Annotated in this window: 15 protein-coding genes; 13 read left to right on the top strand and 2 right to left on the bottom strand. The window is 64.3% G+C overall.

Annotated elements, in window-relative coordinates:
* The first annotated feature begins 64 nt into the window (after positions 1 to 64).
* Genes ftsH through AC1C2Q_RS06445 form a run of 9 tightly spaced genes read left to right on the top strand, consistent with a single transcriptional unit; the run spans position 65 to position 7,932 of the window.
* Positions 65 to 2,080, top strand: coding sequence for an ATP-dependent zinc metalloprotease FtsH (ftsH, locus tag AC1C2Q_RS06485; protein WP_495430264.1), 2,016 nt, complete (start codon positions 65 to 67; stop codon positions 2,078 to 2,080).
* 2 nt (positions 2,081 to 2,082) lie between these two features.
* Positions 2,083 to 2,691: a GTP cyclohydrolase I gene (gene folE / locus AC1C2Q_RS06480; RefSeq protein ID WP_495449444.1), complete on the top strand. Its 609-nt coding sequence runs from the start codon at positions 2,083 to 2,085 to the stop codon at positions 2,689 to 2,691.
* Complete coding sequence (gene folP / locus AC1C2Q_RS06475) at positions 2,691 to 3,494, top strand: dihydropteroate synthase (protein WP_495449443.1); 804 nt, start codon at positions 2,691 to 2,693, stop codon at positions 3,492 to 3,494. Before folE ends, folP begins: the two co-directional genes overlap by 1 nt.
* Before the next feature lie 2 nt (positions 3,495 to 3,496).
* A complete protein-coding gene (folB, locus tag AC1C2Q_RS06470; protein ID WP_495450551.1) occupies positions 3,497 to 3,874 on the top strand; it encodes a dihydroneopterin aldolase in 378 nt (125 codons plus the stop codon).
* Positions 3,874 to 4,425: a 2-amino-4-hydroxy-6-hydroxymethyldihydropteridine diphosphokinase gene (gene folK / locus AC1C2Q_RS06465; protein WP_495449442.1), complete on the top strand. Its 552-nt coding sequence runs from the start codon at positions 3,874 to 3,876 to the stop codon at positions 4,423 to 4,425. Before folB ends, folK begins: the two co-directional genes overlap by 1 nt.
* Complete coding sequence (locus AC1C2Q_RS06460) at positions 4,422 to 4,910, top strand: DUF3180 family protein (RefSeq protein ID WP_495430260.1); 489 nt, start codon at positions 4,422 to 4,424, stop codon at positions 4,908 to 4,910. The genes folK and AC1C2Q_RS06460 overlap by 4 nt, the downstream gene beginning before the upstream one ends.
* Positions 4,876 to 5,460 (top strand): PH domain-containing protein, encoded by a 585-nt coding sequence (locus AC1C2Q_RS06455; protein ID WP_495450550.1) that lies wholly within the window; start codon positions 4,876 to 4,878, stop codon positions 5,458 to 5,460. Before AC1C2Q_RS06460 ends, AC1C2Q_RS06455 begins: the two co-directional genes overlap by 35 nt.
* Complete coding sequence (locus AC1C2Q_RS06450) at positions 5,457 to 7,253, top strand: PH domain-containing protein (RefSeq protein ID WP_495449441.1); 1,797 nt, start codon at positions 5,457 to 5,459, stop codon at positions 7,251 to 7,253. Before AC1C2Q_RS06455 ends, AC1C2Q_RS06450 begins: the two co-directional genes overlap by 4 nt.
* On the top strand, positions 7,243 to 7,932 hold the full coding sequence (locus AC1C2Q_RS06445; protein WP_495449440.1) for a DUF2520 domain-containing protein: 690 nt from the start codon (positions 7,243 to 7,245) through the stop codon (positions 7,930 to 7,932). Before AC1C2Q_RS06450 ends, AC1C2Q_RS06445 begins: the two co-directional genes overlap by 11 nt.
* Before the next feature lie 12 nt (positions 7,933 to 7,944).
* Here the strand turns inward: AC1C2Q_RS06445 and AC1C2Q_RS06440 are convergent, their stop codons facing one another.
* Positions 7,945 to 9,771 carry a DUF2207 domain-containing protein gene (locus AC1C2Q_RS06440; protein ID WP_495449439.1) on the bottom strand — a complete coding sequence of 609 codons (1,827 nt, stop codon included), beginning with the start codon at positions 9,769 to 9,771 and terminating at the stop codon, positions 7,945 to 7,947.
* A gap of 104 nt (positions 9,772 to 9,875) precedes the next feature.
* On the opposite strand from AC1C2Q_RS06440, the gene lysS reads away from it, so the two are divergent.
* Positions 9,876 to 11,405: a lysine--tRNA ligase gene (gene lysS, locus AC1C2Q_RS06435; RefSeq protein ID WP_495449438.1), complete on the top strand. Its 1,530-nt coding sequence runs from the start codon at positions 9,876 to 9,878 to the stop codon at positions 11,403 to 11,405.
* Between the two features lie 3 nt (positions 11,406 to 11,408).
* Here the strand turns inward: lysS and AC1C2Q_RS06430 are convergent, their stop codons facing one another.
* Entirely contained in the window at positions 11,409 to 12,533 is a 1,125-nt protein-coding gene (locus AC1C2Q_RS06430) for a DUF4192 family protein (protein WP_495449437.1), read from the bottom strand.
* 118 nt (positions 12,534 to 12,651) lie between these two features.
* Between AC1C2Q_RS06430 and AC1C2Q_RS06425 the strand changes: the two genes are divergently transcribed.
* The 3 genes from AC1C2Q_RS06425 to AC1C2Q_RS06415 all read left to right on the top strand — a co-directional run bounded on the left by AC1C2Q_RS06425 (position 12,652) and on the right by AC1C2Q_RS06415 (position 15,190).
* Complete coding sequence (locus tag AC1C2Q_RS06425) at positions 12,652 to 12,825, top strand: hypothetical protein (RefSeq protein WP_495449436.1); 174 nt, start codon at positions 12,652 to 12,654, stop codon at positions 12,823 to 12,825.
* A gap of 84 nt (positions 12,826 to 12,909) precedes the next feature.
* Positions 12,910 to 14,370: a cardiolipin synthase gene (gene cls / locus AC1C2Q_RS06420; protein ID WP_495449435.1), complete on the top strand. Its 1,461-nt coding sequence runs from the start codon at positions 12,910 to 12,912 to the stop codon at positions 14,368 to 14,370.
* A 73-nt stretch (positions 14,371 to 14,443) separates the two neighbouring features.
* On the top strand, positions 14,444 to 15,190 hold the full coding sequence (locus AC1C2Q_RS06415) for a hypothetical protein (RefSeq protein ID WP_495430252.1): 747 nt from the start codon (positions 14,444 to 14,446) through the stop codon (positions 15,188 to 15,190).
* Position 15,191: the final 1 nt, after the last annotated feature.

Here is a 15,191-nt window from a genome sequence, read left to right as displayed (position 1 = left end):
GAGACGTACGCCATGGGCGAATCCCAGGGGACCACTAACTTCCACGCGATACGCTGAACGCATCATGGACGTGAAGAAGATCACTCGTAATCCGCTGCTCTATGTAGTGCTGATCGGTGTTTTGCTGTTCGGCGGGTTCCTGCTGATCTCAAACCTCAATGCCCCGAGCACGATCACCACCCAACAGGGGCTCGATCTCCTGTCGGGGGAGACCGTCACCGAGGTCACCAACACCGACGGCGACCAGCGCGTCGACATGACCCTGTCGAAGGCCTTCGAGGACTCGAAGGAGGTGCAGTTCTACTACGTAGATGCACGTGCCGCCGAGGTCGTCGACGCAGTCAACGCTGCCGACCCGAAGGACGGCTTCAACGACGTTGTTCCGCGTGCTACCTGGTTCGACGGTTTCCTCTCGCTTCTTCTTCCGTTGGTGCTGCTGGGCCTGCTGTTCTGGTGGCTGCTCTCGTCGATGCAGGGCGGCGGCGGAAAGGTCATGCAGTTCGGCAAGTCCAAGGCGAAGCTCGTCAACAAGGAGACCCCGACGGTCACCTTCGCAGACGTCGCCGGTGCCGACGAGGCGATCGAAGAGCTTCAGGAGATCAAGGAGTTCCTCGAGGACCCCGCCAAGTTCCAGGCGATCGGCGCCCGCATCCCGAAGGGCGTGCTGCTGTACGGCCCCCCAGGAACCGGAAAGACTCTTCTCGCTCGCGCAGTCGCCGGCGAGGCGGGGGCACCGTTCTACTCGATCTCGGGTTCGGACTTCGTCGAGATGTTCGTCGGTGTCGGTGCCTCGCGCGTCCGCGATCTTTTCAACCAGGCCAAGGAACACGCGCCTGCCATCATCTTCATCGACGAGATCGACGCCGTCGGCCGTCACCGTGGTGCCGGTATGGGCGGCGGCAACGACGAGCGTGAACAGACGCTGAACCAGATGCTCGTCGAGATGGACGGCTTCGACCCGAACGCGAACGTCATTGTGATCGCGGCCACCAACCGCCCCGACATCCTCGACCCTGCCCTTCTTCGCCCGGGCCGATTCGACCGCCAGATCGGAGTGGATGCTCCCGATCTCAAGGGACGCCTGCACATCCTGCAGGTGCACGCCAAGGGCAAGCCGTTCGCACAGAGCGTCGACCTTGAAGTCGTCGCTCGCAAGACCCCCGGCTTCACCGGCGCCGACCTCGCGAACGTCCTCAACGAAGCGGCGCTCCTCACGGCTCGCTCGAATGCGCAGCTGGTCGACAACCGCGCACTGGACGAGGCCATCGACCGCGTGATCGCCGGTCCGCAGCGTCGCACCCGCGTCATGAAGGATCGCGAGAGGCTCATCACCGCCTACCACGAGGGTGGTCACGCTCTCGCTGCGGCGGCGATGAACTACACCGATCCGGTGACGAAGATCACGATCCTTCCGCGCGGCAAGGCACTCGGCTACACGATGGTGATGCCGCTGGACGACAAGTACTCCATCACTCGAAACGAGCTGCAGGACCAGCTGACCTACGCAATGGGCGGTCGTGTCGCGGAGGAGCTCGTCTTCCACGACCCCACCACCGGCGCCTCCAATGACATCGAGAAGGCGACCAGCATCGCCCGCAAGATGGTCATCGAGTACGGCATGACCACCGACCTCGGTCCGGTCAAACTCGGCTCAGAGGGTGGCGAGCCGTTCGCTGGCCGCGACATGGGCCGCGGACGCGAGTATTCCGAGACGATCGCCGAACGCGTCGACACGCAGGTGCGCCAGCTCATCGAGCAGGCACATGACGAGGCCTACCAGGTCATCAGCGACAACCGCGACCTCCTCGATCGCCTTGCCCTCGCGCTGATCGAGGAGGAGACCCTCGACCACAACCAGATCGCCGAGATCTTCACCGACATCCGCAAGCTGCCGGAGCGCCCGCTGTGGCTTTCCAGCAATGAGCGGCCGGTGTCGACTCGTCCTCCTATCGAGGTACCGAAGCGTGTCATCCCGGTAGATGCTGCGGCCACTGTCGAAGGATCTGTGGATGCTGCGGCACCTTACGGCGCGACAGACGGCACGCCCGCATCTGGGCAGGCACGTCCGGCGACGGCCTGACCGTGGCCGTAGACAGAGATCGTGTCCGGCGGCTGACTCGCGAGCTTCTCGAAGCGATCGGTGAAGACCCGGAGCGTCCAGGTCTCAAGCAGACTCCTGCTCGCATGGCTGACCTCTACGCGGAGTTCTTCTCTGGTGTGGGAGAGGATGCTGCGGCGCCGCTGGCCCACACGATCAGCGTTGCGCGCGGACCCGCCCCGGAAACTCTGCCCTCCGGCGCGGTGCTGCTGCGCGACATCCTCTTCCGCTCAGTGTGTGAACACCACCTGCTGCCATTCACCGGGCGTGCGCACATCGCGTACCTGCCCGGCGAACAGGTCGTCGGCCTCGGCGCCCTGGTGCGGGTCGTCGAGACGCTCGCGGCGCGTCCCCAGGTGCAGGAACGACTGGGCGAGCAGATTGCCGACACGATCGCGGAGCACCTCGACACCCGCGGGGTGCTCGTCGTACTGGACGCCACGCACGGCTGCGTGACGATGCGTGGCGGACGTCAGCCCGAAGCATCGACTCTGACGATTGCCGCGCGCGGCGAGTACAGCGAGCCCGTCGCCCGGCAAGAGCTGATCACGCTGATCGGACTCTCTGCAGGCTCAGGGATCGGGGGCGCGTAATGACCGGAATTTGGGGCATCGTCAACGTCACGACCGACTCCTTCAGCGATGGTGGGCGTTTCATCGACCCCGAGCAGGCCATCGCCCACGGGCTCGCATTACGAGATGCCGGTGCCACAGTGCTCGACATTGGCGGAGAGTCCACGCGCCCTGGCTCCGAGCGCGTTGACCCCGCCGTCGAGGAGCAGCGAGTCATCCCGGTGATCCAGGCGCTTTCCTCCCGGGGCATCCCCGTGAGCGTCGACACGCTGAACGCGTCGACGGCTACGGCCGCCGTCCGGGCGGGGGCGCGCATCGTGAACGATGTCTCCGGCGGCCTGTCCGACCCCGACATGCTCAGCACAGTCGCCGCATCTGGTGCCGATTTCGTCATCGGTCACTGGCGTGGGCCCTCCGATGACATGTACGCGCGCGCCGAGTACCGTCGTGCCTCTCGCGAGGTCGCCGGCGAGCTGCGCGAGCGTGTCGGCGCGGCCGCCGCCGCGGGCATCGCGCCAGCGCGACTCATCGTTGATCCCGGCATCGGATTCGCCAAGGTGGGGGAGCAGAACTGGGACGTTCTGCGTGGCCTCGCCGACATCACGGCGCTCGGTCACCGGGTGCTGATCGGTACGTCACGGAAGCGGTTTTTGGTCGAACCTCTTCGCCAGGAATCCGGGGAGGCGATCGACGAGTCGCGACGCGATCTTGCCACCGCGGTCACGAGTGCACTGGCCGTTCGACATGGTGTGTGGGCCGTGCGGGTGCACAATGTCGCAGCGACCCGAGATGCCCTCGCGATCGCACACGCGTGGGAGGGCTGATGATGCAGACCTTGGACGAGATCCAGCTCACCGGGCTCACCGTGTTCGGCCGTCACGGCGTCTTCGAGCACGAGAGGGAGAACGGTCAGGAGTTCGTGATCGATCTGCGTCTGCAGCTCGCGCTGACGGATGCCGCGGCATCCGATGATGTCACCGACACGGTGCACTACGGCGAGCTTGCCGAGAGGGTTGCAGCGGTTGTCGCGGGTGAGCCGGTGAACCTCATCGAGACGCTCGCTCAGCGCATCGCCGATGTGGTTCTCGGGGAAGAGCGCGTGAAGCAGGTGGCAGTTACCGTGCACAAACCGCACGCTCCCATTCCGCTGACGTTCTCGGATGTTTCGGTCACCATTTTTCGCATCAGTGCGGATGCCCAGTGATGATCCGCATGCCGCCGCTGACGGCACCGGATCCGCGCCCCGGCCGCGACATCGTGCACGCGGTCATCGCCATCGGTGCGAACCTCGGCGACCGCCACGAGACGATCCGTCGCGCGATTGAGCGGATCTCCCGGCTGCCACTTGTCGAAGGTGTACGGCTGTCAGAGCTGTACGAGACGGTCGCCATGCGACCGGATGGCCCAGACCCGGACGCACCGACCTACGTAAATGCTGTCGCGCTGGTCAGCACACGTCTCGCGCCGCAGGTGCTGTTGGGACTGCTGCACGCGATCGAAGACGAGCACGGCCGCGAACGGCACGAACGCTGGGGCGACCGCACCCTCGATCTCGACCTGATCACCTACGGAGATCTTCTCTCTGAAGACCCACACCTGCAGCTGCCGCATCCGCGGGCCGCAGAGCGACTGTTCGTACTCGAACCGTGGCTGAGCCTTGACTCGGACGCCGAGATTCCAGGGCGGGGACGGATCGCCCCGCTGGTTGCCCGATTGCGAGCGGATGCCGTGGACGACGCTCCGGAGCACGGATGAAGCGCACATCCGCCGCGCTGCTGATCATCCTTGCGCTGCTCGGCGGGGGTATCGGCTACCTGGTCGATCATGTGCTGACGGTGTCGGGGCGGTCCACCTTCGCTCCATCTGGGTTTCTGCCGCTCCTCCTGCTCCTGATCGCTGCTGCGGTGCTCTCGCTTGCCTGGCCGGTGCGCCGCAGCGCGCGTGGACGCACGCCCGGCCGTATAGACCCATTCCGTGCGATGCGTGCAGCGACTCTGGCTCGGGCGTCGAGTCTGCTCGGTGCGATCACGGCCGGGTTTGGCGGAGGGTTAGGGGTGTTCCTCCTGTCGCGCCCGGTGGATCCCCCGGTAGGGTCGATGGTGGCGATGGCCGCCCTCGTGGCAAGTTCGATCGTGCTCGTGGTCGCCGCACTTGTCGCCGAACAGTTCTGTACTCTGCCGAAGGATCCTGATGACCGACATCCAGATGACCCCGCCTCCGGAGCCGACGCCGGGCGCTGATCCATCTCAGCAGGTGACACCGCCGGTGTTGGATGAGGGCACGTACTCACAGATCCGCGAACCTCGCGGCGCCGCACGTCTCGCTCTCGACGGGCACTGGCATCAGATCTCACCGCGCTATGTCGTGTCGCAGCTTTTGCAGAACGGCATTCTGCTCGCGCTCCTTCTGATCGCGGCGCTTGTGCTGAGCATCGCTTTTGAGCAGACCTGGGTCTGGATCCCGGCCGGAATCCTGATCGTGATCGAACTCATCACTCTCGTCATTCTGCCTCGGCAGGCGAAAGCAATCGGATACATGCTCCGCGCCGATGACATCGTCTTTCGCAAGGGCATCATGTGGCAGAGGATCATCGCCGTCCCTTACGGGCGCATGCAGCTCGTTGACATCACGCAGGGGCCGCTGGATCGTGCGTTCGGAGTGTCCCAGCTGAAGATGGTCACCGCTGCCGCCACGACGGGCGTGCAGATCCCCGGGCTGACGCGGCCCGCCGCCGAAGCGCTGCGTGACACACTCATCGACGTCGCCGAGACCCGTCGGACCGGCCTGTGAGCACGCCTGAGCAGCCTGCCCCGAACGAGGGGCCATCGAGTCCGGCAGCAATCCTCGCTGACGGCACTTCGCTCGCCGATGGTGACTGGCACCGCCTGCACCCGCTGACGCCGCTGTTCAAAGGCGGGCTGGTGCTCATCATCGTGGCGAGCATCGTGCTCAACAACTTCCGCGACCGGATCATCTTCTGGTTCATCAATCTCTTCACTCCTGAGGAGATGCATGCTGATGAGTACTCCGGCGGCGACCCAGTGGACTGGGTATTGGCGAACAACCTGATTCTGGTCGCGCTGCTCGTCGTACTGGGCGTCTTGATTGTGCTCATCGTCGGGTTCTGGCTGGTGTGGCGGTTCCAGGAGTTCCGCATTTCCGAGGAGCACGTCGAGGTCCGCAAGGGCATCATCTTCCGCTCGCACCGACGCGCGCCGCTCGATCGTGTGCAGGGAGTCAACCTCACACGCCCCTTCCCCGCGCGGCTGATCGGCATGGCCAAACTCGAGGTCGTCGGTGCCGGCACCGACGCGAACGTTCCGCTTGAGTACCTCTCCACGCCGAAGGCTGAGGCCGTTCGTACCGACATCCTCCGGCTCGCCTCCGGTGCCCGTCAGTCACGTGAAGTGCGTCGTACCGGACAGCCCGCGCCCGCGCAGCCAACTACTTCTGGCGGGCTGCGCTCCCAGCTTGTCGGCTCGATGAACGACGGAGTGAGCGGTCTCATCGGCGGCGTCGACCTCGCCGATGTTACGCCTGACAGTGTCGTGAAGATCCCGACCGGACGGCTCGTCGGTTCAATGTTGCTCGCCGGGGCGCTCTGGTTCGTCTTCTTCCTGATCATCTTCGCCGTGTTCATCGCCACGATGCTGCCCATCGCGCTGGATAACGAAGATGGAGACGGCCTGTTTATCCTGCTCGGATCCGGACTCGGCGTCGCGATCCCCCTCATCATCGCCACGGTCGCCATCACCTGGGGACAGATCTCCAAGTCATTGCGCTACGCGATCGCGCCGACGCCTGACGGTGTCCGCATCACCTATGGCCTGTTCACGACGGTGACCGAGACGATCCCTCCAGGACGTATCTTCGCAGCCGAGGTGACGCAGTCACTTTTGTGGCGTCCGTTCGGCTGGTGGACCATCAAGATCAACCGCATGTCGGGCAAGAGCGCATCTCAGCAGCAGTCCGGATCAGCGCAGCAGTTCAACGTGGTGCTTCCCGTCGGCACGCGCGCCGATGTCGAGAGGGTGCTCGCGCTCATCCTTCCCGACCTGCCGGCGGAGGATGTCCCGCTGGTCTGGGAACACGGCATCCTCGGGCCCCAAGAGAATGACCCGTATACCTCCCTAGAGCGTCGTGCCTGGTGGCGCCGGCCAATGTCGTGGAAACGGCACGGCCTTACCGTGACCGACTTCGCGCTGCTGATGCGCCGCGGACAGTTCTGGCGCAAGCTCGCCGTGGTTCCTCTCGCCAGGCTGCAGGGGGTCTCTGTGTCGCAGGGGCCGATCGATCGATTGCAGCGCGTCGCGTGGATGAAGGCGCACAGCGTGGCGGGTCCCGTTCTCGGCGACGTCGTCGGCATCGAGAGTACGACCATGATGACGACGATGGACGACATCACCCGCAGAACTTTTGCTGCCACAGGCCGCGATCACAGCCACCGTTGGGCCCAGTATGCGCAGGAGTCAGTGGCCGTGGACCCTGCCCCCGACGCATCCGGACAGACGGATTTCGCACAGCCAGAGTTTGCACCGGCGCCGCCCACATTCCATCCATCACAGGCACCGCATGAATCGTGACGGCAGGCTCGGCGTCGGGATCATCGGCGCCGGGCACGTCGGTCCGGTGATCGGCGCCGCTCTCGCTGGCGCGGGGCATGCGATCACGGGAATCACGAGCGGTTCAGATGACGACCGTGTCTCGGGGATCCTTCCGGGCGTGCCAGTGCTCGAAGCCACCGAGGTGCTGCGACGCAGTGAGCTGGTGATTCTGGCCGTGCCGCATGACGTGCTTCCCGGATTGGTTAACGGGCTCGCTGAAGTCGGCGCGTGGCAGCCCGGCCAGCTCGTGTTGCACACCGACCCCGCCCACGGCATCGGTGTTCTGGAGCCTGCGCAGCGCTCGGGCGCAATCCCGCTCGCGGTGCATCCGGCTATTTCGTTCACCGGCACCTCGATTGACCTCCGTCAGCTGCAGGCGAGCTTCGCGGCCGTCACTGCCCCCGCACCGGTGCTGCCGATTGCTCAGGCGCTCGCCGTCGAGATCGGGTGCGAGCCGATCGTTATCGCTGAAGCCGACCGGGCCGCTTATGCCGAGGCCATTGCCACGGCATCCGAGTTTTCCCGCGCCATAATCGGGCAGTCGACGTCGCTTCTGCGCAGCATCGGTGTGGAGAATCCCGGTGGCTACCTTTCGGCGCTCGTACAGTCGACGGCCGAGCGGGCCCTGCGCGAAGCATCCGACCCGCTCTTGCCCTGAGCGACGTCGCGCTCAGCGACCGCCGGAGAAGCCGCCGCCGCCTCCTCCGCCGGAGAATCCTCCGCCAGACGAGCCGCCAGCACCAGACGAGCCAGTGCTGGGTGCTGTGTACGTGGACGACGAACGGGTTGCCGATGAGAAGATCAGCATTCGGGCGACAAGGCCTTGGCTGGACCCGTTGATCCACCCTGGATCCTGCGCCGCAGCGCCATAGGCGAACTCGAGCACCTCGCCCCACTCTCGCTCCTGACCGAACAGGATCGCGTACGGCAGCAGTTTCTCGTATACGTGGATCACGTCGACGGCGCCGTCGCTGCGACGTTCAGCGCCCGTGTATGACTGCAGCATTTGGAGACGGTCAGCCTCTGCGACGCGGATGAACTCGCGCACGCCCTCCAAATACTCCAACTGCAGCGCGCCGTCCTTGGTGAGAACCGTGTGCTTCTTGAACGCCACGACGCTGGAGATCAGCACAACGATGCCGCTCATCAGCGTTGCGAAGAAGACCGGACCCGCCGACGCCCGGCCAGTGAACAGGCCCCATCCGAGCAGAACAACCATGCCGGCAAACACCACGAGTGCGACGGCCTGTATGACGCGCGCAAGCGTGCTCGACGCCTTCGTCGTGAACCCGCGCTTGTTCGCTTCACTCGGTCCAACCTTGAGCAGCTTCTGAATCCGTGTCGCGAACGCCGAACTATTCTTCGGCATCCTCATGACGACATTCGGCTCAGTGCTGCCGAACAGTGCCTTCAGCGATTGTTCATCGAGCGGATCTGGGATCGGAGCGTCGAGTCGACGCAGTCGCGGCCTGCCCTTCTTCTGCCCTTCCTCTGGCAGTTCTTCCACCCGCAGCATCCCGTTCACGGCGAGGTGGATGATCTGAGCGCTGAGAGTGTTCTTCGCCTTCGGGACAATCGCGCTCGCCAACAGCGGCGGCATGGAAGCAGGCACGTCATACTGCGCGACGACGATTCCAGCACCGCGGCGGCGCGAGCGGATCATGGTAGAAGTGGCGAACCAGCCGCCGATCGACAACAGAATCGCGCCACCGCCCACGGCATATGGCAGCACATCAGTGGCGGCATTGGGCTGGCGGGCCGAAGGCTGAGTGACGGTTCCTGGATCGAGGGCGATCGCGACAGTGATGCCGTCGCCGGCGGCGAGGTCGGTTTCGGAGACGGTGAACGTCGATCCGTCACGGGTGAGATCGCAGGGGTCGGTCGAGCCCTGAATGCCCCGATAGCAGGATGCATCGCCGGTCAGATTCGTCGCCAGGTCATCATCAAAGATGATCTCGGCGTCGAACGCTGCGATGTCCTGAGTGCTGTCCAGAGGAAGAAGGTTCCAGTAGAACTCGTCGACTTCGGTCTCGGTCGCGGCGATGATCACGTCGCGCATCTCGTACTCGATGACATAGGTCGTCGGGCCGTGCACGTAATCGTCGTCTCCGGTGAGGACGTAGATGAACCCGTCGTCGTCCTCGGTCTCGTAGGGAACGTCGTTGCCGTTCTCATCCCGCACAGAGAGGATCGTCGTGCCGAGCCCTGCGCCCTCGTAGGTCTCCGGGTAACCGGCCACGATGCCGCGGTTCTGATCGATGTCGGGGAACTCGGCAACGCGGGTCTCCTCGACATGCATCGTCGCGCGTCCGTCATCGTCGATGCCGATCTCGTAGATCGCGCTCCACGTGGAGAAATTGAAATCGTCGACGTCGGTGCGTGGTTCTGCTGCGGATGCCGCGGATGCTGCGGATGCTGCGGCCGCCGTGCCTGCCAGCAACACCCCGGACGTCACTGCGATCAAGGTCAGAAAACGAGGAACACGATGCCGGAACATGCTTCGAGCGTATCGATGTGTGTGCTCGGAAGTTGCGGAGTGCCCCGTCGGCGAGGCTCTCAGCGCCGCCCCGGTAAACTGGGGGAGACTTCCAAGGAGCCCTTATGACCACCGCGCCAGACGCGCCTGCATCCACCCCTGACGACGCCGATGGCGAGGACGTTCACGAGCAGAAGGCCGTACGTCTCGCCAAGCGCGAGCGACTCATCGAGCAGCGGGCGAATGCCGCAGGTGGAGCATTCCCGGTCAGCGTGCCGGTGACACACGCGATCCCGGCGTTACGCGCTGAGTATGGCGACCTTGAAGCAGGAGCCGAAACCGGCGTCACCGTCGGTATCGCGGGCCGCGTGGTTTTCAGCCGCAACACCGGCAAGCTCTGCTTCGCGACGCTGCAGGCCGGCGACGGCACGCGCATCCAGGCCATGATCTCGCTGGCCGAGGTCGGCGAAGAGTCTTTGGCGCAGTGGAAAGAATTCGTCGACCTGGGTGACCACGTCTTCGTGCACGGACAGGTGATCTCCAGCCGCCGTGGCGAGCTGTCGATCATGGCGGATGAATGGGCGATCGCCTCGAAGGCCATCCTGCCGCTGCCCAACGCCTACGGCGACCTCAGCGAGGAGAGCCGGGTTCGCAGCCGCTACCTTGACCTCATCGTTCGTGAGCAGGCGCGCCACACGGTGCGGGCCCGCGCTGCGGTGAACGCAAGTCTTCGTGCGACCTTCTCCTCGCACGAATACCTCGAGGTCGAAACACCGATGCTGCAGGTGCAGCATGGTGGAGCATCCGCTCGTCCGTTCGTCACGCGCTCGAACGCGTTCGACACCGAGCTGTACCTGCGCATTGCGCCGGAGCTCTACCTGAAGCGTGCTGTCGTCGGCGGCATCGAGCGTGTGTACGAGATCAACCGCAACTTCCGCAATGAGGGCGCCGACTCGACGCACAGCCCCGAGTTCGCGATGCTCGAGGCCTACCAGGCCTATGGCGATTACAACCAGATGGCCGAACTCACGCAGGAGCTCGTGCAGCAGGCTGCGATCGCGGTCACCGGTTCGACCACGGTGACCTGGGCCGACGGCACCGAGTACGACCTCGGCGGCGAGTGGGATCGCATCTCGATGTACGACTCGCTATCTGAGGCAGCTGAGCGCACGTTCACCACCGAAGACTCGGTCGAAGACCTCATCTCCTTCGCCCAGGAACACGGCGTCGGTCTTCCGCCGCACGCCACGCACGGAAAGCTCATCGAAGAACTGTGGGAGCACTTCGTGAAGGGCGACCTGACGCGCCCGACGTTCGTGATGGACTTCCCGGTCGACACCTCGCCGCTGGTGCGCGAGCACCGCTCGATCGACGGTGTCGTGGAGAAGTGGGATCTGTACATTCGCGGATTCGAACTGGCCACCGGCTACTCCGAGCTTGTCGACCCGGTCATCCAGCGTGAGCGTTTCGTCGAGCAGGCGAAACTCGCCGCACGTGGCGATGTCGAGGCGATGCCAGTCGACGAGGAATTCCTGCGTGCACTCGAGCACGGCATGCCGCCGTCGGGCGGCATGGGCATGGGCATTGACCGTCTGCTCATGGCGATCACCGGTCTCGGCATCCGCGAGACGATTCTCTTCCCGCTGGTCAAGTAGCACTCAGGTGCCTGCGGCCTCGCCGCGGCGGAACGTCCACTCCGGCAGTATGGCCGCGTCGATCATGCTGCTGATCAGCGATGCGAGCGAGTAGCAGGGGTCGATCTCGGCGACCAGTCGCAGGTAGTGCGCGGCGTGCGTGGAACGTCCGAGCGCCCATGACAGCCAGGCCGCCGCGGTCAGCGGTGCGGATTTGGAAGCGCGGGGTGCGCGAGCCGCGACGTTGCGGGCGATCGCCAAGGCGACTGTGAGCCGGTCGGCGTCCGGACTCGGCCCACGCCCGAGGAACACTTGGCCCAAATCATCTGACACGCCTGCGCCGACTTCGGCGTAGGCGAGTTGCGCGTCCAGTGCGCGCATGCCGGTCGGCAGGTCAGTCGCCCACTGCAGGAGCGCGACGTCACGGTAGCGTGGGCGGTCCAAGCACCAGAGCAGAGCTGCGGTCACGAACGGCGGTAGGTGCTCCGGAGAATCCAGCAGGTCTTCGAAGAACAGCGGCAGGTCGTCGAGCAGTACCGAGGCGGCGATGGCCTGTGGGTTCTCGCGTGCGCCGGTGAGGCCGAGGTGCTCGTGCGCCAACACGTCTGACAGGTCGAGCAGTGCTCGACCCACGCGTTCCTTCTCGGCGAGATCGACGACGGGCAGCGCCGTGCCGGCATCCTGATCACCCGAGACATCGCCGATGCCCGGAACCGTCGGGGCCACGGGAATCTCGGCAGACGGACGCATCACTGGGTCGTCGTGCAGATAGCTCGACCAACCCTCTGGTGTGACGCAGAGCGCGTCGACCACATGCAGCCCGAGATCGACGGCCAGATCGAGCAGGTCTTCGACGACGATGGTCGACGGCAGCACGATGCCGTCCGGGGTGTGCTGCGGGGGCTCATCGGTGTACACCACCACGGCGACAGCATCCGTTCCGGTGACCTGCGAAATCAGGCCGATCGCGGTGTCGACGTACTCGTCGAGATCGACATCGTCTCGGGGCAGATCGATGCGCATCGCGCCATGGGCGCGTGAGCGTTGAAAGGGCAGCAGCACGATGCTCTGCCTCGGTGTGAACCCGGCGAGGCTCGGGACGATGCCGAGGAACTCGGCGGAATCAGTGGCACGAAGGACTGTGTTCATGCAGAGAGTGTCGCGGAGAAGTCCTGCCAGAAACGAGCACTCACAGCTTCGGGTGTTAACTCCCATCGGTGCAGAACAAGTCAACTTTCTCAAAGGAACGACAGCGTACGATGGAACCATGGACAACATCTGGGTCGCCGCGGCATGGTCGCTTCTGCCGACACTCGGAGTCAGCGTCGTCTTTTTCTTTGTGCTGCGCAGCATCATTCGCTCCGACCGCACTGAGCGGAAAGCACACGCGCAGGTCGAGGCTGAAGAGCGCCTCGCGCGCGGGCTCCCGCCCCGCGCCTGACGGCGCTGTCTGCGCTACCGACTACTCTGAAGCCAGACGCCGAGTTCGGCGAGTTCTGCTCAGTGTTTGCGGGGGGTGACGCGCATGTGGGAATGGTCATGGCCATGGTGGGTTCTTTCGATCGCTATCGTCATCGATATCGTCATCCGTGTGATGGCGATCATCGTGATCCCGCGCAACCGGCGCCCGACCTCCGCGATGGCCTGGCTGCTCGCAGTGTTCTTCATTCCCTACGTGGGCGTGATCCTCTTCCTGGTCATCGGCAATCCACGACTGCCGCGAGCGCGTCGCCGCAAGCAGGATCAAATCAACGCCTACATCGCTGAGACCAGCGATCAACTGCACTTCGGAACGCTGCGCCCGAACGCACCGGAGTGGTTCTCCTCTCTGGTGACGATGAATCAAAACCTTGGTGCACTGCCGATCTCGGGCGACAATGGCGCGCATCTGATCAGCGATTATCAGGAGTCGTTGGATGCGATGGCGGAAACGATCCGCACCGCAAACGAATACGTGCACGTCGAGTTCTACATCCTGCAGTCGGACAAGGCGACCGACAACTTCTTCCGTGCACTCGAAGAAGTAGCCGCTCGTGGTGTCGAGGTCCGCGTGCTTCTTGATCACTGGGCCAACCGTTGGAAGCCGCGATATCGCACGACGATCAATCGACTGGATGCGATGGGTGCACACTGGCATCTGATGCTGCCTATGCAGCCGCTCAAGGGTCGGATGCAGCGGCCAGATCTGCGCAATCACCGCAAGCTGCTCGTCGTCGACGGAACTGTGGGGTATCTCGGATCGCAGAACGTCACCGATTCGACATACAACCTGCCCAAGAACATCAAACGTGGACTGCACTGGGTCGATCTCATGGCCCGCGTCGATGGACCGATCGTGCTGAGCATCAACGCCATATTCCTCAGCGATTGGTACGCCGAAACAGACGAGGTGCTCAGCGAGATCGACATCACGCACGCGCAGACCGGAAGCGGAGATCTGGACTGCCAGATCGTCCCGTCCGGGCCGGGCTTCGAGGTCGAGAACAATCTGCGACTCTTCCTCGCGCTGCTCTATGCGGCACGGGAGAAGATCATGATCGTGAGTCCGTACTTCGTGCCTGACGGTGCGCTGTTGATTGCCGTCAGCGCGGCGTGCGACCGCGGTGTCTCGGTGGAACTGTTCGTCTCGGAAGAGGGCGACCAGGCGATGGTTTACCACGCGCAACGCAGCTACTACGAGGCGCTACTGCGCGCCGGGGTGCGAATCTGGATGTACCGCAAGCCGTACATCCTGCACACCAAGAGCCTCACGATCGACGACGAGGTCGCGGTGATCGGCTCGAGCAACATGGACATGCGCTCGTTCGGGCTCAACCTCGAGATCTCTATGCTCGTGCGCGGCGAGGAGTTCGTGGCGGAGATGCGCGAGATTGAAGACACGTATCGTTCGCTCAGTCGCGAACTCACTCTGGAGGAATGGATGAAGCAGCCATTGCGCTCCACAGTGCTTGACAACCTCGCCCGCCTCACCTCGGCAGTGCAATAACGACCGACGACGGCGCCCGGATCAGCGGCAGAAATCTCTGCCGCTGATCGTCCTCTAGCGATACCCTGAGCGCATGACCTCCTCACTGCGTCTCGCTCTGTCTGCGTCGGCCGTGCTCGCTGCCGCCCTGCTCGTTGTCGGTTGCACCTCTTCGCCTGGTTCCCAGGCACCGACGAGCGCCGCGACACCGGATGATTCCGGGTCGTCCACGACGCCGGTGGCCGATGATGACATCGAGGCGGCATGGCTCGACGATGGGCGACTGTTCGCCATCGTGACCTGGGGATCCTCGACGTGCGTTCCGGTGGTCGACGAGGTCACCGCGAACGGGCAGACGGTCACCGTCGCTCTCGTCGACGCGCCGAGTGCAGACGGTGCGGAGACGGCCTGCACCGCCGATCTCGCCCCTCGCGCGAGCATCGGAGGAATTCCAGAGGGCGTGGATCCGACCAAGGACGTCGAGTTCATCGTTACAGTCGGCGACGTCACAGATGATGTCGATCTCGAAGGGAACTCCGCCCTTGCCGGTATCCCCGGTGAATCGTCCGACTTCCTGCCGAGCGCCGGATGGTTCGACGACGAGGGTGTCGTGTTGCTCACTTGGGGGTCGTCCACGTGCGCTCCGATCGTGGAGAACCTCGAGGAACAGCCGGGAGGTGCGACCGTGACGTTCAAGACTCAGGACGGGGTGTGCACCATGGACATGGCGCCTCGGGCGACGATGCTCGGATTCAGCGACGATATCGACGACGACGGTGACTTCATCCTGACCCTCGTCGGTGACAACCTCGACGCCACGGTCACCGTGATCGAGGGTTGAT

This window comes from Microbacterium sp. Y356 (genome assembly GCF_059445355.1).
Note: the sequence above shows the minus strand (reverse complement) of the source record. Positions and strands in the feature narration are given on the sequence as shown.